This is a genomic window from Arthrobacter sp. MYb23 (genome assembly GCF_002979775.1).
In the GTDB taxonomy this organism is placed as follows: Bacteria; Actinomycetota; Actinomycetes; order Actinomycetales; family Micrococcaceae; genus Arthrobacter.
Genome location: NZ_PCPR01000008.1, coordinates 35414 through 61133 on the forward strand (window position 1 = coordinate 35414; position 25720 = coordinate 61133).

The following is a 25720-nucleotide window of genomic DNA, read 5'->3' on the forward strand; positions in this document are numbered from 1 at the left end:
AATGACTCCTCCACAGACCGAACACCGTAAGGGCGGCCGGACACGGCGCGCCGTGATCTCCGCCGTTCTGGCGGTCACTCTCTCTGCCGGGGGTGCCGCCGCCTGGGCCTTGGACCGGTTCGTGGTCCCGCATGCTGAGATCACCAACGTCTCCGAGTACGAGGCAAGCCAGGCCGGCACCACCACAACCACGACGACGGACGCTTCCTCCGCTGACACGTCGGCGAGCGCCGTGGTCACCGATACCTCGTACACGCAAGGCAACACGGGTGTCACCGTCTCAACCGTGACCACCGGCAGCGGTGACGACACCGTCACCTACTACGTTGCCGACGTCGTGCTTGATGAAGCCACCACGCTGAAGTCGGCGTTTGCCGAGGACACGTACGGCGAGAACATCACCGAGACCACGTCCGCGATCGCCGAGGACCACAACGCAATCTTCGCCATCAACGGCGACTACTACGGCTTCCGCGACACCGGCATCGTGATCCGCAACGGTGTGGTGTATCGGGATGAGGGTGCGCGGCAAGGGCTCGCCTTCTATAAGGACGGCACCGTCAAGGTGTACGACGAGACCGCCACCACCGCCGACCAGCTCATCGCGGACGGCGTGTGGAACACACTCTCCTTCGGGCCTTCTCTGCTGGACAACGGCCAGATCGCCTCGGGCATCGAGGACATGGAGGTGGATACCAACTTCGGCAACCACTCCATCCAAGGCGAACAGCCGCGCACGGCCGTGGGCGTCATCGATGAGAACCACTTGGTGTTCGTGGTGGTGGACGGCCGCAGCCCCGGCTACAGCGCCGGTGTCACCATGACCGGACTGGCCCAGATCATGAAGGACCTCGGCGCCACCACCGCGTACAACGTGGACGGTGGCGGCTCGTCCACCATGTACTTCAACGGATCCCTGGTGAACAACCCGCTTGGCGAAAACAAAGAGCGCGGCACCTCGGACATCCTCTACATCGCCCAATCATGATCATCCTGATACCGGCGTACGAGCCGGACCACCAGCTCCCTGCCCTTGTCCGCAATCTTCAAGAAGCTGATCCTTGGCTGACCATCGTTGTGGTGGATGACGGCTCCGGGCCTGACTATAAGGACACGTTCGACGACGCCGCGCGGCTTGGGTGCCATGTGCTCAGTTATGCCGTGAACGGTGGCAAGGGCCACGCACTGAAAAGGGGTTTCGCCTTCATCGCCGAGCGCTTCCCGGGCCATGATGTGGTCTGTGCTGACAGCGATGGGCAGCACGCAGTGGCCGACATCCTTGCCGTTGCCGACCGCGTCCGCCATGTCACCGCATCGATGGTCCTGGGCTGCCGGAACTTCACCGGTGACGTTCCGGCCCGGAGCAGGTTCGGCAATACGGTGACGCGGTGGCTGTTCAGGCTCGCCACGGGCCAACGGATCACGGACACGCAAACGGGCCTCCGCGGTTACCGGGCTGACATGCTCCCTTGGCTGCTGACGGTTCGCGGTCAGCGGTACGAGTACGAACTCAACCTGCTGCTGGAGGCGAAACCTGCCGGCTATGGCATCCACAGTGTCCAGATCGCCACCGTCTATCTGGACGACAACTCGGGTTCACACTTCCGCCCCGTGGCCGACTCGATCAGGATCTATGCTCCCCTGCTGAAGTTCCTTGGCTCGTCTTTGTCCGCCTTTGTGGTGGACCTGGTGATGTTCCTGCTCCTGAGCGCCTTGACGGACTCCCTTTTGCTGGCGGTGGTGGGGGCCCGGTTGGTGAGCGCCACTGTGAACTTCATGATCAACCGACGCCTGGTGTTTGAGCACGGCAGGGACACCTCGATCCGCGCCGCGGCTTCCGGCTATGTGGCGCTGGTGGCGGTCCTGCTGGCCGCCAACTACACAGCAATCTGGGCGCTCACCTCAATCCAGGTTCCGGACCTGCCCGCCAAAATCCTTACCGAAGCCGCCTTGCTTGGTGTCAGCTACGCCGTGCAGCACCGCTTCCTCTTCGTCCGCAAGGCTCATGTTCCGTCAAGCATCCCGGCCACACCAAAGGAACCAGTCGCCGTCGAAACACATATCCCAGCCTTGGTCCGGGCACAGTTTCAGCACAGCCTCGCCGGGAAAAGTGAAGATCAATCCCCCAAGAGATTCCGGAGTAACTGATGAACACCATCATCCTCATAGCGGCAGACCTGGCCGCCATCACCATTCTGACGCTGGCCCTCTACCTCCGCCGGCACCGGCGCCGCGACCTGGTTGTCTCATACCTGGGCATGAACGTGGGCGTCCTGGCAGTTGCCACAGCATTGTCCGGTTCGGCCGCTGGTGTTGGCTTGGGACTGGGTTTGTTTGGTGTTCTCTCCATCATCCGGCTCCGGTCCACCGAACTCGCCCAGCACGAGGTGGCCTACTACTTCTCGGCGTTGGCGCTGGGCTTGATTGCGGGCATCGGCGTCGAGCCGCTCTGGCTGACCCTGTCCCTCATGGCACTGGTCCTGCTGGTGATGTTCGTCGGCGACAACCCCCGGGTCCTCCCGGCCTACCGCCATCAGATCGTGGTGCTGGACCGAGCCATTAACAGCGAGCCCGAGCTCTTCGCCCGGTTAGAGGAAGTCCTCAACGGCACAGTTCATTCGGCCACCATCCAGGAGTTGGACATGGTCAACGACAAGACGATCGTTGATGTCCGGTACGCGGTCCGCCCCCTCCACCAGGATCTGTCCCAGCCGCGGCACTCACAGCTTGGTTTCAACCAGCCTGCCGGCGCGCTGACCCCGGCGCCGGAGGAACTGCCGGCTCAGACAACCCAGCCGGCTGAGTCCCCACAGCCCGCACCCCAGCAAACCCAGCAGTCCGTACCCACCTCGGCCGGTGTCGCATGAGCCGCATCGACGCCGAACCGATCATGCCGCAACTGGGCCAGCTTCCCGCCGTCGGACTTGAAGAACTCACTGCGGAAGCCGCGTTGCTGACCCGGGTCGATCGGAAGTATCTGGTTCCGTCGGCAACGGCCCGCAAGATCCTCAGCACATTCAGCACCGAAGCCCGGGTCTTGGAGATGGACGGGAAGCGGACCTTCGACTACGACTCCGTCTACTTCGATACACCCGGTTTGGACAGCTACCTGCTGGCCGCGCATGGCAGGCGCCGTCGGTTCAAGGTCCGCACCCGAACCTATGTGGACAGTGCCGTGAGCTTCCTGGAAGTCAAGACCGAAGGCGCCCGCGAGGCCACCGTCAAAGAACGCATCCCCTATGAGCTAGTCGACCGCGACCGGTTGACCGAGGAGGGGCTGGCGTATGTCAACGAGACCCTCGCGGCCACCATCGGCGATGTCGCGTTCGGCCCGCTGGAGCCGGTGCTTTCCACCCGCTACGACCGCATCACCTTATACCTTCCCGAATCCGGCAGCCGCGCGACCATCGACTCCGACGTCACCTGGCAGAGTCCCGATGGCCAGCCCTGGGTTTTGGACAACGCTGTGGTGGTGGAGACGAAGTCCGGCTCCGCTCCCGGCCCTTTGGACAGGCACTTGTGGGCACATGGCGTCCGCCCTTGCCGCATCTCCAAGTTCGCCACCGGCATGGCCGCCCTCCATCCCGAGCTGCCCGCCAATCGCTGGAACCAAACGCTTCGGCGCAGGATGCCCCTGCGCCCCCTCCACTGACTTTCCCTCCACAGACTCTCCCTCCACAGACTTAGGAATCCACCATGCGCTCCTTCCGCACTTCCCTTTCCGTTGCCGCCGTCGCCCTGGCCATCTCCCTGGCCGGCTGCTCCACCGCCGCCACCAGTTCCACGTCCACCGGCAGTACCGGCACCACTGGAACGTCGACCGGCACCACCCAGCAGGCAGTCACGGCCGGCACCATCGAAGAAGACACCCACTACGACAGCGATGACCTCACGTGGGACGCCGCAACAGAAGTGGCAATCAGCCTGTCCGACGGCGGCAGCAAAGTGACGTCGTCGTCCTCCACCGGGGTGGCCGTCGACGGCAACACCGTCACCATCAGCACCGCCGGAACGTACCGCTTCAGCGGCTCCCTCAGTGACGGGCAGATCGTGGTGGCTGCGGGAGAAGATACGGTGCGGATCATCCTGGACGGCGTGGAACTGGGTAACTCTTCAGGCTCACCATTCGTAGTGCAGAGCGCGGACGAAGCGATCGTGTACTTGGCGGATGGCAGCACCAACACGTTGACCGATGCCACCAGCTACGCCGATCAAGGCGAGGACGCTCCCAACGCGGCCCTCTACTCCATGGCAGACCTGACCATCGCCGGAACGGGATCCCTCACCGTCAACGGGAAGTCCAACGACGGAATCGTCTCCAAGGACGGCTTGGTGATGGCCGCGGGCAAAGTCACCGTGGACGCGGTGGACGACGGCATCCGGGGCAAGGACTACACCGTGCTGCTGGACGGCGCCTACCAGGTAACCGCGGGTGGGGACGGCGTGAAGGCTGACAACGAGACTGACGAAGGCCGTGGTTGGCTCTTGGTCAGCGGCGGCTCGTTGACAGTCAACGCGGGAGACGACGGCGTGAAAGCCTTCAATACGCTGACAGTCAGTGGTGGAAGCGTCACCGTTGCCGAGTCCGAGGAGGGGCTGGAGGCACAGCACATCGCCATTACCGGCGGCGAAGTTTCCGTCACGGCGAACGACGACGGCGTGAACGCCTCGGGCGGCTCGTCCACCAGTACCGATACCGGCGCGGCCGCTGGCGGGATGGGCGGACCCGGCGGTGGGGGCATGGGCGGCGGCGAAACGGTGGGCGACTACACCGTGGACGTCTCCGGTGGAACGCTCACCATTAACTCGGAGGGCGACGGCCTGGACTCCAACGGCAACGCCACCATCTCCGGTGGCACCGTGGTGGTCAACGGTCCCACCAACGATGGCAACGGCGCGCTGGACGTGAACGGTGAACTCACCGTGACCGGCGGAACCGTTGCAGCGGCAGGCAGTGCCGGGATGGCGGTGACCCCGGCGACCTCGTCCACGCAGTCCGGTGTGCAGCTGACCTTCAGCTCGTCTTTGTCAGCAGGCACACCGGTACACATTGTTGACTCGGCCGGGGCCGTGGTTGCGACGTTCGTGACCACCAAGACCAGCGCATCCCTGGTGTACTCGTCCTCGGCCATTACCGACGGGGCCACGTACACCGTGTACACGGGTGGCAGTGCTGATGCCGATGCCGGCGTCACCACCGGTTCCATTTCCGGTGCCGAGGAGCAGGGCACCGTCACCGCAGGCGAGTACACCCAGGCTCAGGGTCCGGGCCGCCGCTAGATCCGGCGTTGCACAGCGCCCGACGACGGTACTCAAGCACCGCCGTCGGGCGCTCCAACACGAGCAGTCCACCCACGGCAAGCCTCCCCCGCAAACTTGATGCGAACTTGAGCCAATCGAAAAGCTTCCTTGATATAGCAGCGCCACGCTGGAAGTACGAAGCACCCATACATAGGGGCTTCGGCAACGAATTTCAAGTATGAATCACGATCACGTGGGGGAAGCAATGGAACAGGCATCAGCACTAACCGAGGTGGTGTCCATCAAGGGCATCATCCAGGACCAGAACCCCGTGGATTTCTATGCGCTGGGTGTCGCGGGATGCATCGACCGGCTTGCAGCACCCCTGCGTCGTGAGGGCGTCACAGTCCATTGGCACACTCCGCATCACGGCATCGAGATCTCGTCCACAGCCGCCGCCCTCCTCTATCACGTGGCCCAAGAGACTTTCAGCAACACCCTCAACTACGCGAATGCCAGCGAGCTCACCGTCCGCCTCAACGCCGTTTACCACGGCATCCAGCTCACCGTCACGGATGATGGCAGCGGTTTCGAAATCCACGCCGCACCCAGTGGCCGGCGGCACGGTTTCGGTTTGTTGCTGATGTCCATAGCAGTCCACGACGCCGGTGGAACAGTAGACATCGACTCCGCGGTTGGGCGGGGCACCAGTGTGAGGGTGACGCTGCCGCTGGATTGAGTCCTATTTGGGACCATTTTTGGGTGCCCTACCCGTAGCCGCGCAGCTGTGCCGGACGTATTCTGTAGCTACTTTTCAGCCGGGTTATCCCTACGGATTGGCACGAAATGGCGCGGAACAAGGGTCCAAAGATAGGTCTGGGCAAGGTCCTTTTGAGGATCTTTGGGTTCTTCTTCGTGAGCACCCTCTGCGGGGTGTTGATCACAGGATTCCTGGCACCCGTGGTTGCCTTCACCAGCACCACCGTGGGCGGTTCCATCGGATTTTATCAAAGCCTGCCAAGCGAGCTCAACGTCGATTCCCCTTCCCTCTCCAGCACCGTGGTATCTGCGGACGGCCAGCTCATCGCCACCTTCTATGCCGAGAACCGTGTGAAGGTCCCGCTGGAGGAGATGTCCCCGTTCATCCGCGAGGCGATCATCGCGATCGAAGATAACCGCTTCTACGAACACGCAGGCGTGGACGCACAGGGCATCATGCGGGCGCTGAGCTCAAACCTGACACAGGGCACCCGGCAAGGCGCTTCCACACTGACGCAGCAGTACGTCACCAACGTGCTCAACGAGTCCCGCCTGTCCGAGGGGCGTCCGGAGGATGTGGTGCTCAGCGGACAGAAGAGCGTGGGTGACAAACTGCGCGAAGTTAAGCTCGCACTGGAGCTGGAGAAGAGGTTCAGCAAGGATCAGATTCTTGAGGGATATCTGAACATCGTGTTCTTCAACCGGAACGCCTACGGCATCGAAGCTGCATCCCGCTATTTCTTCAGCACCTCCGCGATGGACCTGACCTTGCCTCAAGCAGCACTCCTGGCTGGTTTGGTCAATGGACCCAGCATTTATGACCCCATTGTGGACCCCCAGGCTGCACTCAACCGGCGCAACCTGGTGCTGGACCGGATGCTGGAACAGGGCAAGATCACTGCGGTGGATCACGGCGTGGCAGTAGCCACTCCGGTTGAGCTCAACATCACCCCGTCACTGCAAGGCTGCGCCGGTACCTCGTTTGCCACCTATTTCTGCGACTACGTCTCCCACCTCATCCTCAACGACGAAACCTATGGTTCCACCGTGGAGGAACGTGAAAGGTTCCTCTACCGCGGCGGCCTGACCATCACCACCACGTTGGACAGCCGGCTTCAGAACGCCGCACAGCAACAGGTTGATGCCTCCGCCGGACCTAACCCGGATAAGTGGGGTGCCGCGATGACCACCGTCCAGCCGGGCACCGGGAAAATCCTTGCCATGGCCCAAAACACGGTGTTCGTACCCCAGGACGGGAAGTACGATACCCAGCTGAATTTCAACGTGGATTCCAAGGACGAGAACGGCTATGACCTCAATGGCGCGGGCGGTTTCCAGCCTGGCTCCACCATGAAGCCATTTATCTATGCGGAGTGGCTCAATGAAGGCAAGAATCCCACCGCCGTTGTTGACGCTTCCCGCCGGGTCTACCCCGTAGGTTTCCCTTGGCGCTCAAGCTGCGGCAGAGTCCTTGGCGGTTACAGCACCGCCCAGAAGGCCCAGAACCTGGGCGCCGATGACGACCTGCAAAACAACGACGACGGTTACTACCGTCCGATGCCCATCAATTACGGCCTGTACAACTCCATCAACACGGCCACTTTTGCCACCGCAGCCCAGCTGGACTTCTGCGGGATCCAGAAAATGGTGGACACCGTGGGCTTGCACAGCGGCTTGGACAACGCGCCGGTGAACATGCACCAGATCGGCAACCTCCTTGGCTCCATTGGAGTGGCCCCTGTAGTCCTGGCGAGCGCCTACGCCACCTTCGCGAACGACGGCACCTACTGCAAGCCAATCGCCGTCACCGGGATCAGCGATGCCCAAGGGCGTAAGTTTCAAGCCCAAACGCCTGAATGCAGGGAGGCCGTGAAACCAGCCGTGGCGCGGGGCGTGAACGCCGTCCTGCAGGATGTCCTGAAGATGGGATCAGGCGTGTACATCAACCCCAAGGTCCAGAGCCAGGTACCGGTGGCGGCCAAGACGGGCACGTCCAACAACAACGGCGCCACCTGGGTGGCCGGTTACACCACCAGTCTGGCAACGGCGTCGTTCTTCGGGGACACGTCAGCGGGACAGCAGCGGGCCGGGCAAAACATCACCATCAACGGCAAGTTCTACAAGTCTTTGGACGGTTACATGATTGCGGGCCCGCAGTGGGCCAACTACATGATGACAGCCACGTCCCTGTACCCAAGCGGGCCTTTCGTAGCACCGGCCCCTCCCCCAGCGCCCACCGTTCCGGTGACGCCACAACCCACGCGCCGCTGACCCGGGCGTTGCGGGGCCTACTCTGCGCGCTATCCGACAGCAGGGCCCACGCCGCCCGGGTTCCCTGACTGAGCTTGCGAAGTGAGGGAGGCTGCGGGGATGCAAAGCTGGCCCCACAACGGTCGCTATCGGGCGAGCTCCACCTCCGCCTGTGTGCCGTCGTCCTCATATGCAGCGACGCCGGCGAGGTCCCGACCAGCGATGTACCCGAACGTCAATGCCGGTCCCAGGTTGATGCCGCCCGCCGGGTAGTGCCCGCCCATGACGTTGGCTTGATCGTTGCCGGCGACATAGAGACCATCTATGGGACCGCCGTCGTTATTCAGCGCCCGGCCGCGGCCGTCAGTTTCCACCCCGGCGAATGTCCCGAAGCTCCCCGGAACGACCCGCACGGCATAGAACGGCCCCTTTTCGATGGGCCCCAGTGACGGGTTGGGCCCATGCGTCACGTCGCCGCCGTAGCGGTTGAACGCGGTTTCGCCGCGGCCAAAATCGGGGTCTACCCCGGCTCGTGCGTTGGCGTTGAAGCGCGCCACGGTCCGCCGCAACTCCGTGGGGTCGATCCCACATTTCGTCGCCAATTCCTCCAGCGTCCGCCCCTTGATGAGGTAGCCGGAGCGCAGATACGGGAAGAGCGGCACGGGCAGCGGCTTGGCCATTCCCAAGGGGAACTTGCGGACAAAACGGCTGTCCGCGATCTGCCACGACTCCACGGTTTCGCCCTCAGGGGTAGCGGCGAGAAGCGCCTCCACATAGTCGTAGTAGCCGTTGGCCTCGTTCACGAACCGCTTCCCATCCGCGCGGACACCGATGCTGCCAGGCTTCGCACGGTCCATGATGTGCGGGAAAACCCCGGTCCTGCCGTTGCGGAACGGCACCAAAGACACCGGGCACCAGGCGGCGGGCGACTTCACTGCGGTGGTGAAGCGTGCACCCACGGCCTGCGCCAGGTTGATGCCATCACCTGTGGTTTCCGCCGGGGAGAGCGTCCAGTGCTCCCGGCCGGTGGGCGTCTTGGGGAACAGCTCCTTGCGCCGCTGCACATCGTTGGGGAAGCCGCCGGTTGCCAGCACGACGCCGCGTCCCGCGTTGATCTGCAACTCACCTTCCGGCGAACGCACGACGGCGCCGCTCACCTTGCCGTTTTCATCGCTGAGCAGCGCTGTGGCCGGCGTCGAGACACGGATGTCCACACCAAGATCATCAGCGGATTTCATGAGCCTTCCGGTCAGCGCCGTGCCATTGACCAGTTGCATGTTCCGACGATGCGTCAGCAGGTCCAGGAGGTGGAATCCGAAGCGCCAACCCGCGTGAAACAGGCCCTTGGGGTTGCCCCGGGATGCCGACAGGAACTTACCAAGGTCCGGACCTGCCATGATTCCCATGCCCAGGAACGAGGTTTCGTAGAGCTGATGACGCATCTTGGCTCTCAGGCCGGGTTTGATGGTGCGGGCGTTCAGCGGCTTGGGGCCCACGGAGCGGTTGCCGGTGCCTGCTCCGGGGAGCGTCCCATAAATATCGTTGATCTTGCTGCCGGGAACGAACTGGAGGGAAGTCTTGTGGTGGAAGAAGCCCACCATATGCGGTGCCGCTTCGAGGAAGGCGTCCACCTTGTCGGCCTGGTAGTCGTCACCGAGAACCTCCCGGAGGTATGTCCGGAAGGTCTCCTCTTCCTCGTTGACTCCTTCGGCCTTCGCCAACGGGTTGCCCGGCGCCCAGGCCCAGCCTCCGGACCAAGAGGTGGCACCGCCGCAGACCTCTGATTTCTCGACCACGATGACTTTCATCCCGTGGAATGCAGCCGTGACAGCTGCGGACATCCCACCGGCGCCTGAGCCGATAACCAGGACGTCGCAGTCCACGGTGCGGAGGGTGTTGCCGTTCATTTGATGCTCCCGGTCAATGCTGCGGTGTTGAGTGGTGCGGTGTTGAATGCTGGGGTGTTGAGGACGGAATCTGCGGCCGCTTTGAGGTGTTTGGCCCATGCGAGTTCGCCGATTTCGGCCACCTTGGAGTCGGATGGCGTTTCGATGCTGACCCGGGTCTCCGCAGGGAAGGCCTCGAGTATGTCCCGGAGGTCGAATTCACCTTCCCCGGGAACCCCCCGTTCCGATCGCGACTCGAGAATCAGGGCTTCCCTGCTGGACGGCGGGGCGGCGGGACCGTCGCAGAGTTGGATCAAGGGAACCAGATGCGCGGCCGTTTCGAGTTCGGCCATAGTGCCGCCGAAGCGGTTGACGTGGAGGGCATCAACAACAATCCTGCAGCCTGCCCGCTGGGCTAACGTCGCTGCCTCCGGGATGGAACGAACGGTTTGATAGGCGATGGGTTCCAAGGTGGGCATGATTCCGTAGGCCTTACCGTCCTGGGTCATCTGCGCGAGATGGTCTCCGAAGCGGCCAAGGTCCGGGTCTGCGCAAGCCACGGTCAGGCTTGATGCCCCGAGGGCGTTGCCCGCTTCCATCATCTGCAGCCAGGCTTCACGCTGATCCTGTCCGTTCTGCAGGCCAGTGCCGTCCAACAGGAGGAACTCGATGTCTTCAACCGTGATCCCTGTATCCGCCATCCGTTTCAGAGTCTCCTTCAGCATTGAAGAGCCGGGCTGGAGGTCATATGGCCGCTCTGTGGTGGTGACAGGCCGGACTCTGGCTCCTATGAAGTCGAAGCCCGCCTGTGCCGCGATGCTCACCAGATCCGGCGGTGCGGTTCCGACGAGGGAGAGCTGGGCAATTCCCAGCCGGCGCGTTGGTGTGGTCACTTTCGGGCTCCGTTCAGGGTGAAGTCATGCTGAGTGTCGGCGAGGTCGCCGGATTGCTGCGAATTCGCCGGAGCTCTCCGGCGATCCGGCACCGTTCCAGCGATCTCGGCGGAGGGGGTGGGTGTGGAGGGGGTGCTAGCGGTGTCGGTGCGAGCCAGCGCCGCGGCAATACGCTGGGCTGCGTCGTAGCCGCTCTTGACCGCGTTGGACACGATGGCCGGTGTCTTGTCCACGACCGTTCCCGCAAAAACGATGGGGAGGGAAGCGGCCAAGCTGAGCTCGGTTTCCCGTTGCTCAAGTGTCAGTGGCTGCTCCTGTGACAGTGGCTGCTCCAGTGCCAAAGACCCGTCCAACGTCGAAGACCCGCCCAGCGGCTGCGCCGGTGTCAACGACCCGTCCAGCGGCAGCACCGAACGCGAGATCAAGAGCTCGCCGGGCGCGTCAATCCACTCGTCGGCCCCACCGGAACGCCTGATCCGTACCCTGTTACCGCCAAACTTCCTGTTGCCGCCAAGCTCCCCACTACTGTCAAACTCCTCGAGGGTGCTGGACAGGAAGATCCGTACCTTCGGATTGGCTTCAAGCCGGGGTACTGCGAGGATCTTGGCACGGCGGCCGGACTCCGGAGCCAGGGCTTCCTGTGGCCCGACGATGAGCACAGCAGTACCAAGTGCAGCAAGGGTGTCGGCCACGCTCATGGCAACGGAATCCGCACCCCAAATTGTCACAGCCTCCAGCGCGCTGCCCACAGGACCGGCAGGGCCGCCGTCGAGCACGTCCGGGTGAGCAGCGAGCCAATCCCGGATGTCAGAAACGAGTGGAGAGTCGCCGCCCACGAACCCGGGAGCCGGGCGCAGCCCGCCCGTAGCAACCACCACTGCGTTTGCGCCGAAATCGCGGGCCAGCGAGCCGGCGTCGGACGTGTCTACGTGGACTCCCAGACGAACCTCAACACCCAGGCGCTCGTTTTCCGCGCTGGACCAATCGGCAAAGCGGTGGAAGTCCGGCGTCGATTTCATGCGCTCAGCGAGCGCGAACTGCCCGCCGGGCCGCGCGCCGTCGTCCACCAGCGTCACGCTGGCGCCGGCTTCGGCGAGTTCACGCGCGGCGGTGAGGCCGGCAGGTCCGGCACCCACCACCAGCACCCGGCACTCCGGTCGAACGGCTGGTGTTGGAACCGGGACCCGTGAACGCCCCACCGCCGGATTGACCGTGCAAGTGACCTGACCGAGGCCAAGGTTATCGATGCACACGTTGCACGCGATGCAGGGCCGGTAGCGGTCGCCGCGCAGCACCCCGCCCACGAACGCGGGATCGGCATGGATGGCGCGGGCAAGGCTGACGAAGTCGCAGGTGCCTTGGGATAGGACTTCCTCGATGATTTCCGGGCTGTTGAGCCGTCCGGCCATGCCCAGCGGGAGTCCGAACTGACGGTAGGCCTTGGCGTAGTCGGCCAGGATCCCGGGCTTCCACTCCCCTGACTGGACGATCCATTCGCCGGCGTCGTAGCTGCCCGCGGAAAGGTCCAGGAAGTCGAGCTTCTCCATATGGGCCTTGGCGATGATGCCCACTTGCTGCTCAGCGCTGATGCCGTCGGCCGGACCTTCCACTACCGAGACACGCATGCCCACGATCGTGTCCGGAGCGGCCTGCCGAACGGCGTCGATGACCAGGTTCATGAAGAACTCCGGTGCCGCGAACTCGTCCGTGCGGTGGTTCGAAATGGGCGACATGAACTGGTGGATCAGGTAGCCGTGTGCACCGTGCAGATTGATCACGTCGAAGCCTGCGGCCACTGCGCGCCGCGCCGCGGCAGCATAAGCCTCCACCAGTTCATAGCACTCAGCGGCGGTAAGTTCCCGCGGAACTTCACCACCCGCCGTCGGGCAGGGAACCGGCGACGGCGCGAGGTTCTTGAAGCCCGAAACTGCCGATTGCGCGGTGCGGCCACCGTGATTAAGTTCGACGGCGGCCAGCGCACCTTCGGCGTGCAGGGCGTCGGTGAGGCGGCGGAGCCCGGGAATCATGTCATCCGTGTGCAGGCCGAGCTGGTGGGTGCGGCCCTTGCCGTCCGCCCGGACGTAGGTGGCCTCCGTGGTGACCATGCCGAGGCCGGCTTTGGCACGGGTCACGAGGTAGTCGATGTATTGCTCGGTGATGAAGCCGTCCGTGGTGCCGTAGTTGCGTTCCATGGGTGCGGAGGCCAAGCGGTTGCGAAGGGTTTTGGGGGTGCGGCCGTTGCGTCCCAGGGTCAGTGGTGATGCTGCTGATGGTGAAGAAGCCATGCTTAGCCCGCCACCTTCTCTCGGCTTCGCAACTGCTTGGTCGCTGCGCGGGCTGAGGGAATGGCTGCGTGGGAGGGCTGTGCCGGCGCGAAGCGGACGGGTTGGCCTGTGCGTGAAGATTCGTAAACGGCGAGAAGTATCCGCAAGGATTTCAGGGCGTCTTTGCCGGTAATAGCGGGGTCCGTCCCGTTTTCCAGTGCCTGGACAAAGTCCTGGACCTGTAGTTTATGGAACGGGATCAGCTGGCCGTTGATGACGGACAGATCGACGTTCGGCTCCACTCCTTCCGGGTGGACAGGCTCGACGACGATTCGCTCGCCCACCGCCCACAGGTCCAGCCGTCCGTCGCTGCCTTCCGGAAACTCCGTGAGGGAAGCCGAAGCCCCGGTTTCGCCGGTGATGCGGAGCTGGATACCGAGGTTGGGAGACACCGCGGTGGAGGCCTGTAGCGTGGCCATGGCTCCGGAGGTGAAGGTGATCACCGCCGTCGCGGAATCCTCTACTTCTATGTAGTCGCCATGTCGGTAGGTGTTGACCTGGCCATAGACCTCGGCGACGTCCCCCAAGTACCACTGGAGAAGGTCAATCTGGTGGACGGCCTGGGACATCAGGACCCCGCCGCCGTCGCTCTCCCACGTGCCGCGCCACGCATCGCGGTTGTAGTAGTCCGGGGCACGGTGCAGCATGACTGAACACTGGGCCATGATTGCCTTGCCCAACGTGCCGTCGTCGATGGCGGTGCGGATCTTCTGCGAGGCCGGCCAGAAGCGGCGCTGGAAGAGTACCCCCAGCTGGACCCCTGTCTTCTCGCAGGCCGCCACCATGCGCTCGGCCGACTCCAGCTGGGTGGCAATCGGCTTTTCGCAAAGAACGTTCACCCCTGCCGCCGCAGCTTGCAGCACCACTTCCTCGTGGGTGGGATGCGGCGTGCAAACGGAGACGATGTCCAAGCCCAGGGTGAGGAGTTCTTCCACGCTTGTTACCGCATTCGGTATGCCCCAGGCTTCCGCTGTGGCCCGTGCCCGCTCCGCATCCACATCACACACGCCAACGATCTGCACGTTGTCCAAGGCACGGAACGCTTCAAGGTGGTTTCGGGAAATGGCACCGCAACCCGCGATTCCAACGCGGAAGGTACGGGGTGCGGTTGCTGACGAAGTCATGGGTATCCAACTTTCAGGGCATGAGTCGTAGGGGTGAGTTCGGATATAGCGGGCGCCGGAGTCAGTGGCGCGGTGGGATCACTAGAGGCGAAGCGGGGTGCGGAGCGGTTGCGAGGCGAAACGGGGGTGCCGGGCGGCTGGGTCCCGCCGCCCGGCGTCGTGCTTTATCCGTCTACCAGCGCGCCGCGCGGTTTGCCGAGGTCCTCGAGCGGGACGTTGTAGGTCTCGCGGGCCGTCATGATGGCGATGGCCGAGGCTGCCAGGCAAAGGATGGTGAAGCCTGCTACAGGCCACCAACCGTTGGGTCCGGGTTGTGCCAAGAGCGTTGCGATGGCGGGTGCGAACCCGGCCAGGATCAGGCCGATCTGGCTGCCGATCGCCATGCCGGAGTAGCGGACGGCTGCCGGGAACATCTCCGGGAAGAAGACGGTCCACACGCCGTTCCAGCAGGAGTAGAAGACTGTCATGTTCAGGAAGCCGAACAGGAAGATCATGGGGATGTTTTGCTCGCTGATGGCCCAGAAGTAGCCGATGGTGGTCAGTGCGCAGCCGAGGGCTCCCACCAGCAGGACCTTCTTGCGGCCAATGCGGTCCGAGATCATGGCGGAGATGGGAATGGTCACCATGGAGAGGCCGATGGTTACGGCGTTCACGGTGAGCATGAGCGTGCGGTCGATGCCCACGGCCGGTCCGGTGGCGTAGGCCAGGGCGTACACGGTGAAGGTGGTCTGCATGACGGAGAAGAGCATCACCACGCCAACGCGCAGGACGTCACGCCACTGCGTTTTGAAAACTGCGACGGCGGGGATCGACTTGGGCTTGTTGTGCTCCACAATTTCTTCGAACACAGGAGGCTCATCAAGCCGGGTCCGGATCCAATACGCGACAGCGAGGACCACTACCGAAAGCCAGAACGGAACACGCCAACCCCAGCTGAGGAGTTGCTCTTCGGGCAGTGCGGCCAGCGGAATGAAGACGATGGTGGAGAGCACCATTCCGGAGGCGTATCCGGTCATCACGAAGCTGGTGAAGAAAGCGCGGCGGCCTTCCGGTGAGTGCTCCATGGTGAGTGTTGACGCACCTGCGGCTTCGGCGCCGGCGGAGAAGCCTTGGGCTAAACGGCCTACCAGTAACAACGCCGTTGCCCAGTAGCCGATCTGCCCGTAGGTGGGCAGGAATCCTATGCCGATGGACGCGATACCCATGATCACCAACGTGATCATCAGCGCTTGCTTTCGGCCGATCTTATCCCCGTAGTGGCTCATCACCAGGCCACCCAGCGGCCTGGCCAGATATCCGACGCCGAACGTGGCCATCGCTCCAAGGAGTGCCACCACGGGGTCTCCGCCCGGGAAGAAGATCTTGGGGAAGATCAGGGCGGCGGCGGTGCCGTAGATGAAGAAGTCGTAGTACTCCAGAGTGGATCCAAGGAAGGAGGCGAGGGCCGCCTTCTTGGGCATTTTGACGTGCTCAACCGGCGCTGCCGGGTTGACGTCCGAGGGCGAGTGCTGCTGCACGTTTCCCATACTGTCTCCTCATTGAGTGCGCGGGAAGTGGCACCGCCATGGTGCCTTGCCCGGCAAAGAATTAGATGAGTCACGCATCGCCGGCTGCCGCTTTGTTGGGCAGTCCATCCTGTGGCCGTTGATAACGAATTCAGGATGTATGGTCCGGGTCACTGGCGATAGTTCCTCTGGGATCGACTGTAGGACCCAGGTCACAAGCCGAGGGGAAACTTCCCGTTGAACGGGACAGTCGCTTGGTTGACCGAGACTGGCTAGTCAGCGGCGTGGGACAGCCACGGGCGGGACCCATACGGCCGGCGCTCAGCACCCATGGTTCTGGACAAACCGCGACCCGCCGCCACCAGCACCGGCAAGATCAGCCCGGCGTCTTCATCCACGGAAGGCACGACGACGGAAATGGCACCAATGACTGCCTGCCCCTGGCCAAACACCGGCACGGAATAGGCCGTGTTCTCCGCAACGAGGACGCCGACCAACCGGGCGTAGCCGCGCTCCCGGATCAGTGCGAGGTTGGCCCTGACTCTTGCAGGATCTGTCTCCGTAGCCGGAGTGGTTTTCTCCAGCTTCCCGGCCAGGAAACGATCCTGCACCCAGCCCGGCATGTGCGCCATCATGGCCATTCCGGAGGATGTGGTGTGGATGTCCAGACGGCCAGCCACCTCGGCCAGGTTCATGACGGTTCCGTGCCGGTCCAACCGTTCGAGGTAGAGCACACTGTTGTTCTCGACGTCAGGGATGGACAATGCCACGTGCTCCCGGACGGCAGCATGCACGCCTTCCAAAAACGGCAGTCCTCTGCGTCGGAACTCCTCCAAGGGGTTGCTGCGGGATGCCAATTCCCACATTTTCATACCTACGCCGAACTCTCCCGAAGCATTACGCTCCAAAAGTCCGCTGGAGGCAAGGTCCATGGCGAGCCGATGCACGGTACTGCTGGACATCCCGGTAATCCGGACCAATTCTTTCAAGGGAAGCCACGGCTGGCCTTTGGAGAACGCATCCATGATCTTGACGACGCGCTCAATGACGGACTCCCCCGACGCTGAGTTAGCCATGATGCCTCCCGTTTTACTCCCCGGCCATCCCGGCCTCCCCGGCCATCCCGGACGTGAAACCCAATATAGCCTTGCACTTGACCGTGAAAATGTGGGAGGCAATGTGGAACTGCGGCAAATTGAGGCCTTCCTGGCTGTGGCCGAAGAACTTCACTTCGGCCGCGCGGCAGAGCGGCTCCTGATGGCGCAGTCACCCCTGAGCCAGACCATCAAGAAGCTTGAAAAGAGCTTGGGAGCAGCACTGTTCGAGCGCAACACCCGGTCTGTCACGCTGACGGCAGCCGGCCATTCACTGCTGCCCCACGCCAGGAGAATCCTCGACGAAGTGGACCTGGCCCGCCGGGCAGTGAACGCCGGCACCGGGACCGTTTACGGCAAGCTCGCCATTGGCTTTTCCGGGGCGTTGAACCACACCACGCTTCCCCCTCTGGCGCGCGCTCTCCGCCAGCATTACCCACAGCTGGAGGTGACACTCCACGGTGGGCTGCTGACCCAGGAAGCACTCCATCAGTTAAGCAACAACGTCTTGGATCTGGCCTTCATTGGCCTCCCGGTCGACTCGCCAACTTTAGCCACCCGCCGGATTGCCACGGAGCGTCTGGGAGTCACGGTTCCTGCGGACCATCCGCTGGCCGGGCAACCTTCGGTGGAGATGGCAGCTCTCGCGGGCGACCCGTTCATCACCATGCCCGCCGCTCAAGGGTCCACACTGCGGGACGTCACCTTCGCAGCCTGCGCAGCCGCTGGATTCCGGCCACGCATCAGCCAGGAAGTGGCCGATCCGTACACAGCCCTCTCCTTGGTGGCAGGCGGAGTGGGCATCAGCCTGATGCCCGAATCCATCAGGGAAATCATGCCGGCCGCCACCGTCTTCCTCTCCTTGGCAGGGGAGGACGTTCTGCTGTTTTCAGGTCTCGCATGGAACCCGGAAGCCTCATCGCCAGCCGTCCGCGCAGCGCTCATGTTGGCCGAAGAAGTGCTCCCCACCCCCGCCGACTAGCCACTATGTACTTGCTGCACATAGTTATAGACCAACTAAGTATTGGACAACACCTAATAGCTTGCCCAGCATTGAGGAAAGCCCCCACTCACTGAAGAGGACAACCTCATGGCCACTTTCGCTGTCACCTATGCCTACTCCCCCGCAACATCCACCAGCCGGGATACGGTCCGCCCGTCTCACGTTGAGTTCCTCAAAGCCCAGTTCGACGGCGGTCGCCTCCTGAAAAGCGGACCCTTCGGCCCCGAAGAAACTCCCGGTGCGTTGCTGATCATCGCCGGCGATACCAAAGCGGACGTCGAAGCCCTCATGGACCAGGATCCGTTCCAGCAGGCCGGACTCATCCAGGAACGGACCGTGCGCCAGTGGAACATCTTCTTTGGCGCCGAGGCCGATGTTTCAGCTGCGCCGGCCGTTCAGAACTGAGGTCCAGGAATGCTCTCCGCGGTCACCGTCTCCAAAGAAACCATTGAATTCCGGAACTCCCCGGAGCCAAGCCTTCAACCGGGCCACGCCCTGGTCCGGGTCCACAACGTCACTCTCTGCGGCACCGATCTCCACATCTGGGAAGACGACTACCCTACGGACCTGCCCCTCATCCAGGGTCACGAATTCTCCGGGATCGTGGAGGCACTCACCCACGGAGAGAATCACGGCATCAGCATCGGCGACCGCGTGGCCGTCAACCCCATCATTTACTGCGGCGAGTGCCGCCCATGCCTGACGGGCCGCTATAACGTCTGCCAGAACGTGGGCTGCCTGGGGTGCTACTCGGACGGGGCACTCAGTGAGTTGATCAGCGTTCCCCTGGACAAGCTCTGTCCAGTGCCGGACGGACTTCCGTTGGATATGGCAGCCATGGGAGAACCAGCATCCATCGCCATGCAGGCAGTCAATCGTGGCCGGCCTAAGGCAGGGGAAACCGCACTGGTGCTGGGCAGCGGTCCCATCGGTTTGTTAGCCACCTTGTATCTGACAGAGCTGGGAGTCACCGTGGTCTGCGCCGACACCGAGCAGCACCGGCTGGACCTCGCCGTCGAGTTCGGCGCCACGGACACTTTGCTGGTGGCCCCCGGGAGCGACTTCCCGGATGCACATCAGGGACCTCGGCTGGAGGCTCTCACCGAGGGCTACGGGCCGCAGCTGGTCATTGAGGCCACAGGTGTTCCGTCGTCTTTGGAGAATGCCATCCGGATTGTGGCCAGTGCCGGGAGGATTGTCCAAGTGGGCATTTCCCCCAGGCAGGCCAACGTCTCCATGAAGGACATCCCCTACAAGGAGCTGGACATCATGGGAAGCCGGATGAGCCTGAACCTCATCCCGGACGGCCTTGCCCTGCTGGCCCGGCACCCGGAGAAGGCAAGCGCCCTCATGACCCACCGCTTCGCCTTCGCGGACTTGCAACAGGCATACCGCCTGATGCAGGGACGCACGGAGAAGATCGGCAAGATCCTTATCGAGATGCCGGCAGGAACCCCCGAATGAGCACCCCCATCCTCACCGCAGCCGAGCAACTCCAGGCGAGCTACGACGTCGTAATCATGGGCAGTGGCGCGGCAGGGCTGGTGGCTGCCGTCCGCTCGGCCGACGCCGGTCTCAGCGTTTTGGTTGTAGAGAAGGCTGCCCTGCTGGGTGGCACCACGGCGGCTGGGGGCGGCGTGATGTGGGCGCCGAACAACCACCTCGCCAAGGCTGCCGGGTACCAGGACAGCCATGCCGACGGCGTCGCTTACCTTTCCGAGGCCGCCGGGCATGTGATGACGGCTGAGGAGATTGAATGGTACGTCGCCACGGCGCCGCGGGCCGTGGAATTCCTCAACTGGAACACGAAAGTTTCCATGGTTCCGATCGCCCGTCCGGATTACCACATGGAGTGGAAGGGATCCGCGGATGGTGGCAGGGGCCTGGACAACAACGCGTTCGATCCCCAGGATTATCCGGGCCTTTCGGAACTGATCCGGCCGTCGTCCTATTTCCCGCTGCTCACTATGACCGAGCGCGACGAACTCAATGGCCGCGCCGCCGATCCGTTGCTGTTGAAGCGCCGGGCCTCCGCAGGGATCAGGACCATGGGCGGTGCACTGGTGGGCAGCCTTGTTGCGAGCGCCTTGGATCGTGGAGTTCACATCGTTGCGTCCAGTCCTGTGGAGGACTTGTCGCCGTCCGGCACCGGATGGAACGTACGTCTCGGCGGCGGCGCCGGAGCGCACGTGGCCGCGACCGCCGTCGTCCTCGCCTCCGGCGGGTTCGAATGGAACGCGCGGCTCCGCAGCGCGTTCCTGCCGTATCCGGTGACGCCCATCAGTGCTCCGTCCAACGAGGGCGACGGCCTGGAGCTGGGGCTTAAAGCCGGGGCGGCTGTGGAGGACATGTCCGCCGTGTGGGGCGTTCCGGTCATATCGACGGCGGCTCATCAGTACGACGGGCAGCGCTCAGGCCGCATGGGAAATGTCGAGATGACGCTGCCTGGGTCCATCACCGTGAACAGCGACGGGAAGCGTTTCGTGAACGAAGCCCTCAACTATCACGACGCCAGCCGGGTCTTCGCGTCCATCAACCCGCATACGGGCAGGCAACAGAACAACCCCGCATGGCTGGTGTTCGACTCCAACTACTTAGCAAAGTACCCCGTGGCGGGCTCCACTCCGGGCTTGGCAGCCGAGTGGATGGTGTCCGCGCCGAGCCTTGAACTGTTGGCACTGGATCTGGGCATCAACCCTGCCGGGCTAGAGGCCACGGTTGCCCGGTTCAACGCCGACGCTGCCCTCGGTGTGGACACGGAGTTCGGACGCGGCGCCACTCCGCAGGACCGTTTTCTGGGCGATGCCGGCAACACACCCAACCCATGTTTGGCGCCTCTGCTTGCTGCTCCGTTCTACGCCGTCCCCATCCATGCCGGGGTACTGGGGACGTCGGGCGGTCTGGCCACTGACGTCAACGGGCGGGTGCTTGACCACCGGCGCTCTCCCATCCCGGGGCTCTACGCTGCAGGCAATGTTTCTGCCGGCGTGTTCCGCAATAATTACCCCGGCGGCGGTGCCACGTTGGGCTCGGCGATCACGCGGGCTTTCGCCGTTGGGGAAGACCTGGCCTGTCGGCTCACGTAGCCGCATCTTGCGGGGAGATACACGCTCGACGGCGACTACCGCCGTCGAGCGTTCGCGTTGCGAGGCCTACTCTGCGCGCTATTCGACAACAGGGCCCACGCCGTCCGGGTTCCCTGACTGAGCTTGCGAAGTAAGGGAGGCGGCGGGGATGCAAAGCGGGCCCCACAACGGGTGGGCTAGCGGGCGTAGAGCTCAGTGAAGTTCCTGAGCACCCGCATGGGCTCCGTAACGGATGACCGCCGGGCGGCGGCGATGAGCTCGTCGGCCGTATGGGGCGGGAAATAGCCGGAGTTCTTGTAAATGTTGATGCGGGTGATCAGGCCGTCGGCGTCCAACTCGGGGTGGAACTGAGTGGCATAGAGGTTGTTCTTGATCCGGAACATGTGGACCGGGCACGCAGCCGAACTGGCCAGCAGCACCGCATGCTCGGGAAGTTCGCTGCACGCCTCTTTGTGCCCAACGAAGGCTTCGAACGAGCGCGGGACACCTCGAAGCATGGGATCGAGCCCGCCCTCGGTGGTCAACGTGATCTCAGTCGGTCCCACTGCTTCGCCGAATTGACGATCTATCACGGCACCCTGGTGCACGCCCAATGTGCCGACGCCGTAGCAGGCGCCCAGGAACGGGAAATCCTCGGCCACGATCCGATCCAGCAGCGATGAGAGTTCCGTCTCAACACGGATCTGGTCTGGGCTCTTCTCCTCGGCAGGATCGCTGGAGGTGTAAGGGCTGCCGCCGACGATCACACCGGAATAGTCCGACAGTTCCAGGTCCGGCAAAGGCCCGGATTCCAGCCGTACACGGACCAACTCTTCCGGTTTCAAGCCGCAGTACCGGAGGTAGGCCTGGTACTCGTCATCGGCTGCGGCGTCTTCGGCCCGGGTGGCCAGCAAGAGAAAGGGCTTCACAGGCCCAGTCTGCGGGAGGAATGACTGAGGGACAAAGTGTGTTGCCAACCGGAGGGGGTTTCTGACAGAGACTCCCTCGCATCGCCGTGGCTGCATAACGTTGTAGGAACCCCCATGAACTAACTCATTCCAGAGGAGCAATCTTTGAAGCAGGACCCCGCGGTCGTCGGAACGCCATCACCCGAGGCGTCGCGCGCTGCAACGCAGCAACCGAAGAAGATCCCGTGGGGCGGCCTGTTGGTGTTGGCGGCTGCCGGCTTCACCGCAGTAACCACAGAACTCCTGCCGTCGGGTCTGCTCCCCCAAATCAGCCGTGATCTGGGTGTGGACGAATCTGCCGTGGGTTCTCTGACTGCGGTCTATGCTGCGATCATCGTCTTTACCGCCCTGCCGCTTTCCCGGTTCCTCGCAGGACGGGTTCCCCGCAAGACCCTGCTGATCGCCACCGTGCTGGCTTTTGCGCTCAGCAACGTCCTCCTTGCCATGAGTCCGGCACTGGGCTGGGCCATCGGGGCGCGACTCCTTGGCGGCATCGCCCACGGCATGTTGTGGTCCAGCATGGCGCCATATGTGGCCCGTATCGTTCCCGCTCATTCCGTGGGCAAAGCCATGGCTGTGGTCTTCAGCGGCAACAGCATCGCATTGGCCGTTGGCGCCCCTATCGGAACGTTGATGGGTTCCCTCATGACTTGGCGGGCCTCGTTCCTGGTCTTGGCGGGAGTTGGTGTCCTGTTGGCTGCACTGGCTTTCTGGCTTCTCCCCGGCGCCCATGACCAAGCCAGCCAAAAGACCCCTTCCCTCCGGGCAGCCATGAAACTGCCGGGCGTCGTAGCCATCGCCATCGCATGGCCTCTCTTGTTGCTGGCCCATTTCACGCTGTTCACCTACGTAGCGCCGTTCCTCCTCGCTTCAGGATTGCCGGAATCCGCCACGAGTCTCTCCCTGTCCGTGGTGGGAATTGCCAGCCTGGTGGGTATCTGGATTGCCGGCATGACCGCTGACTCCCGCCCGCGCACCTCGGTGATTGCCGCCGTCGTACTCTTGACGCTGGCGTTCGCCTTGCTTCCTGCACTGGGCGGCACCTGGGTGGGTGCGTTCGGACTGATGACGCTGTGGGGCATCGCTTTCGGCGCGGTGGGTATCTACAACCAGGCCGCGATTCTCAGAGCCGGCGGCGAGCACAAAGATGCTGCCAACGGTCTCACTGTGGTGACCATCCAGCTGGGGATCGCCGTCGGTGCTGTGTACGGCGCGTTCGCCCTCACCACCGTGGGCGCCCAATTGGTGCCTCTGGCCGCTGCCTTGCCCACGGCGATTGCCTTGGTGATCATCATCGCCAGCCGCCGCGGAGGCTACCCGGCCGGGCCCCGGGAGAAGCGCCGTTAACATCCCCGAAACATGCCAGTGACGTGATCTTCACGAACGGGGGATTTCTGTAACTTACCTGCAACTTAGCTCTTCTGAGTCGGAAACATAGCTCACCGAATATTGATCGGGGGGTTCGACTCAATGAGAAGGGAACGCAGGTGGAGATCTCTGCGCAACACGTCTGGATGATGTTGTCGGCGGCAATGGTGCTGTTCATGACCCCCGGCCTCGGCCTGTTCTACGGTGGCATGACCCGCGCCAAAGCAGCGCTCAACATGATCATGATGAGCTTCATCTCGGCGGGCATCGTCGGTGTGGTGTGGGTCCTGTGGGGCTACTCCATGACCACCGGCGACGGCTTCCTGGGCCTGTTCGGTAACCCCTTTGCACACTTCGGCCTGCAGGATCTGATTGGTTCGCCCGATCTCATCAAGGCAGGCTTCGCTGCCACGTTCGCCATCATCACGGTGGCCCTTATCAGCGGGGCCATTGCCGACCGCGCCAAGTTCGGCGCCTGGGCAGTGTTCGTACCGATCTGGATCACCGTGGTGTACTGCCCGCTGGCCTACATGATCTGGGGCGGTGGCCTCATGAGCGCCGGTGGTGCCGTTACTCAAATCTTTGGCCAGGTCATCGACTTCGCCGGTGGCGCAGTGGTTGAGGTCAGTTCCGGAACCGCCGCTTTCGTCCTCGCATTGATCGTGGGAAAGCGTCACGGATTCGCCAAAGACCCCAACCACCGCCCGCACAACGTCCCGTTCATCATGATCGGCGCCGCCATTCTCTGGTTCGGCTGGTTCGGATTCAACGGCGGCGCAGCAACCACCGCCGAGCAAGCCGGGCTCATCTGGATCAACACTCTGGTCACACCGGCGGCCGCGATGCTGAGCTGGCTTGTTGTGGAGAAAGTCCGTCACGGGCACCCCACATCGCTGGGTGCGGCATCCGGCGTCGTGGCCGGCCTGGTTGCCATCACACCTTCCTGCGCCAACATCAGCCCGCTCGCTGCCCTCGGCCTTGGTCTCGTCGCTGGCGCCGCCTGCGCCGTGTTCGTTGACCTGAAGTACAAGTTCGGCTTCGACGACTCCTTGGACGTGGTGGGCGTGCACTTCGGCGCCGGCGTCATCGGCACGCTCTCCTTGGGCTTCATCGCCTTCCCCACCGAGGGCACGGCCGGCGGCCTCCTTTACGGTGGCGGCCCTCAGCAGCTCATTGCCCAGACGGTTGCCGTGCTGATCACCATCGCCCTGTCCGGTTTGGGCACGCTGGTGATTGGCCGGATCATTCACAAGACCATCGGCTTCCGGGTCCCCTTGGAGCACGAAGTCACCGGCGTGGACCTCACCCAGCACGCCGAGTCCGCCTACGAATTCGGCCTCACCGCCCACGGCCACTTCCGTCAGCAGCAGGCACACCTCTCAGCCATGATCTCGCGGAAGCCCGCCCCAGCTGCCCCCGAGGCCAAGGAAGACAGCTTCGCCTAAAGCCTCACACGCAGAACAGCAGCCGACGGCGGAACCCGGGTTTCTCCGTCGGCTGCTGTTTGTGCCGTCTTACCCAAGTAGGTCGCAGTTCAGGCCGTTTTGAGCGCTCAAAACGGCCTGAACTGCTATTTAGTTGGGTTGCCCGGAGCCGTTCCAGAGGCGCTGCCACCACGTTCGCCTGGCTTCTGGTGCGGGTTCCGGATCCGGCGGGGATGCAGCAGCCCGGCGCCCGCGCCATCGTTCCAGCTCTGCCTCAACGTCCCGGAGCTTGGTGACCACGGGTGGGCCACCTTGAAGTTGCCGGCGGGCCTCGATAACCCGTTTGTTGAAGTCTTCGAGGATGTCCCGGGCTTGTTTCTCGGCGTACTGCTGGTCCAGCTTGGCGTCGAGCTCCGAGTCCTCGATCCGCAGCAAAATGGCGGGCGGTCCCATCCCACTGAGCCGTTCACGCTGAATAAGCCCCTTGACCCACCAGTCGGGATCATAGTGCTCCCCCAATCCGGGGATTGGCTTGCCGGCGTACTTCAGGTTGTCGAACTTGCCTTGTTTCTGGGCGTCCCTGATGAGGTACTCAACCCGAGCTGCGTCGTCTACTTTCCGGCGCTTCTCGCGTTCTTGGGCATCCGCGGCCTCGAGTTCTGCATCTTCCTCGGCGTTCCCACCCCAGGACCGCACGGCCCGCAGCTCCGCACCCCGCTCGAGTTTCCGTCTGAAGGCGTTGTTCTCGGCGCTCACGTTCCCGCCACCTCCTCACACGGCAGCCCTCGCCTGCCGGACATCGTGGTTTCTGAATCC

Annotated in this window: 21 protein-coding genes; 13 read left to right on the plus strand and 8 right to left on the minus strand. The window is 63.3% G+C overall.

The window, feature by feature from the left end; translation table 11 throughout:
- The first annotated feature begins 1 nt into the window (after position 1).
- From CQ020_RS10715 to CQ020_RS10745, 7 genes are all read left to right on the plus strand, one after another.
- Positions 2-988, plus strand: coding sequence for a phosphodiester glycosidase family protein (locus CQ020_RS10715; RefSeq protein WP_105691831.1), 987 nt, complete (start codon positions 2-4; stop codon positions 986-988).
- The gene (locus CQ020_RS10720) at positions 985-2148 is read left to right on the plus strand and encodes a bifunctional glycosyltransferase family 2/GtrA family protein (protein WP_105691832.1); all 1164 of its coding nucleotides are present in this window, start codon (positions 985-987) and stop codon (positions 2146-2148) included. The genes CQ020_RS10715 and CQ020_RS10720 overlap by 4 nt, the downstream gene beginning before the upstream one ends.
- Positions 2148-2867, plus strand: coding sequence for a DUF4956 domain-containing protein (locus CQ020_RS10725; RefSeq protein WP_105691833.1), 720 nt, complete (start codon positions 2148-2150; stop codon positions 2865-2867). The genes CQ020_RS10720 and CQ020_RS10725 overlap by 1 nt, the downstream gene beginning before the upstream one ends.
- The gene (locus CQ020_RS10730) at positions 2864-3652 is read left to right on the plus strand and encodes a polyphosphate polymerase domain-containing protein (RefSeq protein WP_258141824.1); all 789 of its coding nucleotides are present in this window, start codon (positions 2864-2866) and stop codon (positions 3650-3652) included. The genes CQ020_RS10725 and CQ020_RS10730 overlap by 4 nt, the downstream gene beginning before the upstream one ends.
- Before the next feature lie 44 nt (positions 3653-3696).
- Positions 3697-5280, plus strand: coding sequence for a carbohydrate-binding domain-containing protein (locus CQ020_RS10735; RefSeq protein ID WP_105691834.1), 1584 nt, complete (start codon positions 3697-3699; stop codon positions 5278-5280).
- A 199-nt stretch (positions 5281-5479) separates the two neighbouring features.
- On the plus strand, positions 5480-5980 hold the full coding sequence (locus tag CQ020_RS10740; RefSeq protein WP_258141825.1) for a sensor histidine kinase: 501 nt from the start codon (positions 5480-5482) through the stop codon (positions 5978-5980).
- A 107-nt stretch (positions 5981-6087) separates the two neighbouring features.
- Positions 6088-8271 (plus strand): transglycosylase domain-containing protein, encoded by a 2184-nt coding sequence (locus tag CQ020_RS10745; protein ID WP_105691835.1) that lies wholly within the window; start codon positions 6088-6090, stop codon positions 8269-8271.
- Between the two features lie 125 nt (positions 8272-8396).
- On the opposite strand, the gene CQ020_RS10750 is transcribed toward CQ020_RS10745, so the two are convergent.
- From CQ020_RS10750 to CQ020_RS10775, 6 genes are all read right to left on the minus strand, one after another.
- Positions 8397-10157: an FAD-dependent oxidoreductase gene (locus CQ020_RS10750; RefSeq protein ID WP_105691836.1), complete on the minus strand. Its 1761-nt coding sequence runs from the start codon at positions 10155-10157 to the stop codon at positions 8397-8399.
- Entirely contained in the window at positions 10154-11029 is an 876-nt protein-coding gene (locus CQ020_RS10755) for a sugar phosphate isomerase/epimerase (protein WP_105691837.1), read from the minus strand. The genes CQ020_RS10750 and CQ020_RS10755 overlap by 4 nt, the downstream gene beginning before the upstream one ends.
- Entirely contained in the window at positions 11026-13314 is a 2289-nt protein-coding gene (locus CQ020_RS10760; protein ID WP_105691838.1) for an FAD-dependent oxidoreductase, read from the minus strand. Before CQ020_RS10760 ends, CQ020_RS10755 begins: the two co-directional genes overlap by 4 nt.
- 2 nt (positions 13315-13316) lie before the next feature.
- A complete protein-coding gene (locus CQ020_RS10765; RefSeq protein WP_105691839.1) occupies positions 13317-14477 on the minus strand; it encodes a Gfo/Idh/MocA family protein in 1161 nt (386 codons plus the stop codon).
- 164 nt (positions 14478-14641) lie between these two features.
- Positions 14642-16003, minus strand: a complete 1362-nt coding sequence (locus CQ020_RS10770; RefSeq protein ID WP_105691840.1) for an MFS transporter — start codon at positions 16001-16003, stop codon at positions 14642-14644.
- 251 nt (positions 16004-16254) lie between these two features.
- Positions 16255-17058 carry an IclR family transcriptional regulator gene (locus CQ020_RS10775; protein WP_105691841.1) on the minus strand — a complete coding sequence of 268 codons (804 nt, stop codon included), beginning with the start codon at positions 17056-17058 and terminating at the stop codon, positions 16255-16257.
- 103 nt (positions 17059-17161) lie between these two features.
- Between CQ020_RS10775 and CQ020_RS10780 the strand changes: the two genes are divergently transcribed.
- The 4 genes from CQ020_RS10780 to CQ020_RS10795 all read left to right on the plus strand — a co-directional run bounded on the left by CQ020_RS10780 (position 17162) and on the right by CQ020_RS10795 (position 21165).
- The gene (locus tag CQ020_RS10780) at positions 17162-18058 is read left to right on the plus strand and encodes a LysR family transcriptional regulator (protein WP_105691936.1); all 897 of its coding nucleotides are present in this window, start codon (positions 17162-17164) and stop codon (positions 18056-18058) included.
- A 108-nt stretch (positions 18059-18166) separates the two neighbouring features.
- Positions 18167-18484 (plus strand): YciI family protein, encoded by a 318-nt coding sequence (locus CQ020_RS10785; protein WP_105691842.1) that lies wholly within the window; start codon positions 18167-18169, stop codon positions 18482-18484.
- Positions 18485-18493: 9 nt separating this feature from the next.
- On the plus strand, positions 18494-19543 hold the full coding sequence (locus CQ020_RS10790; protein ID WP_105691843.1) for an alcohol dehydrogenase catalytic domain-containing protein: 1050 nt from the start codon (positions 18494-18496) through the stop codon (positions 19541-19543).
- Positions 19540-21165: an FAD-dependent oxidoreductase gene (locus tag CQ020_RS10795; RefSeq protein WP_105691844.1), complete on the plus strand. Its 1626-nt coding sequence runs from the start codon at positions 19540-19542 to the stop codon at positions 21163-21165. The genes CQ020_RS10790 and CQ020_RS10795 overlap by 4 nt, the downstream gene beginning before the upstream one ends.
- A gap of 176 nt (positions 21166-21341) precedes the next feature.
- Here the strand turns inward: CQ020_RS10795 and CQ020_RS10800 are convergent, their stop codons facing one another.
- On the minus strand, positions 21342-22073 hold the full coding sequence (locus tag CQ020_RS10800; protein ID WP_105691845.1) for a glutamine amidotransferase: 732 nt from the start codon (positions 22071-22073) through the stop codon (positions 21342-21344).
- Positions 22074-22217: 144 nt separating this feature from the next.
- Between CQ020_RS10800 and CQ020_RS10805 the strand changes: the two genes are divergently transcribed.
- Positions 22218-23459, plus strand: coding sequence for an MFS transporter (locus CQ020_RS10805; RefSeq protein WP_105691846.1), 1242 nt, complete (start codon positions 22218-22220; stop codon positions 23457-23459).
- Between the two features lie 140 nt (positions 23460-23599).
- Entirely contained in the window at positions 23600-24925 is a 1326-nt protein-coding gene (locus CQ020_RS10810) for an ammonium transporter (RefSeq protein ID WP_105691847.1), read from the plus strand.
- A gap of 129 nt (positions 24926-25054) precedes the next feature.
- Here CQ020_RS10810 and CQ020_RS10815 read toward each other — a convergent pair whose 3' ends face one another.
- Positions 25055-25660, minus strand: a complete 606-nt coding sequence (locus CQ020_RS10815; protein WP_105691848.1) for a DUF1992 domain-containing protein — start codon at positions 25658-25660, stop codon at positions 25055-25057.
- Positions 25661-25720: the final 60 nt, after the last annotated feature.

Bases quoted from the DNA above. Each gene is read 5' to 3' on its own strand.
- CQ020_RS10770 (WP_105691840.1), bottom strand. From the start codon at position 16,003: ATGGGAAACGTGCAGCAGCACTCGCCCTCGGACGTCAACCCGGCAGCG.
- CQ020_RS10795 (WP_105691844.1), top strand. From the start codon at position 19,540: ATGAGCACCCCCATCCTCACCGCAGCCGAGCAACTCCAGGCGAGCTAC.
- CQ020_RS10715 (WP_105691831.1), top strand. From the start codon at position 2: ATGACTCCTCCACAGACCGAACACCGTAAGGGCGGCCGGACACGGCGC.
- CQ020_RS10785 (WP_105691842.1), top strand. From the start codon at position 18,167: ATGGCCACTTTCGCTGTCACCTATGCCTACTCCCCCGCAACATCCACC.
- CQ020_RS10735 (WP_105691834.1), top strand. From the start codon at position 3,697: ATGCGCTCCTTCCGCACTTCCCTTTCCGTTGCCGCCGTCGCCCTGGCC.
- CQ020_RS10750 (WP_105691836.1), bottom strand. From the start codon at position 10,157: ATGAACGGCAACACCCTCCGCACCGTGGACTGCGACGTCCTGGTTATC.
- CQ020_RS10765 (WP_105691839.1), bottom strand. From the start codon at position 14,477: ATGACTTCGTCAGCAACCGCACCCCGTACCTTCCGCGTTGGAATCGCG.
- CQ020_RS10720 (WP_105691832.1), top strand. From the start codon at position 985: ATGATCATCCTGATACCGGCGTACGAGCCGGACCACCAGCTCCCTGCC.
- CQ020_RS10730 (WP_258141824.1), top strand. From the start codon at position 2,864: ATGAGCCGCATCGACGCCGAACCGATCATGCCGCAACTGGGCCAGCTT.
- CQ020_RS10775 (WP_105691841.1), bottom strand. From the start codon at position 17,058: ATGGCTAACTCAGCGTCGGGGGAGTCCGTCATTGAGCGCGTCGTCAAG.
- CQ020_RS10725 (WP_105691833.1), top strand. From the start codon at position 2,148: ATGAACACCATCATCCTCATAGCGGCAGACCTGGCCGCCATCACCATT.
- CQ020_RS10760 (WP_105691838.1), bottom strand. From the start codon at position 13,314: ATGGCTTCTTCACCATCAGCAGCATCACCACTGACCCTGGGACGCAAC.
- CQ020_RS10745 (WP_105691835.1), top strand. From the start codon at position 6,088: ATGGCGCGGAACAAGGGTCCAAAGATAGGTCTGGGCAAGGTCCTTTTG.
- CQ020_RS10790 (WP_105691843.1), top strand. From the start codon at position 18,494: ATGCTCTCCGCGGTCACCGTCTCCAAAGAAACCATTGAATTCCGGAAC.
- CQ020_RS10740 (WP_258141825.1), top strand. From the start codon at position 5,480: ATGAATCACGATCACGTGGGGGAAGCAATGGAACAGGCATCAGCACTA.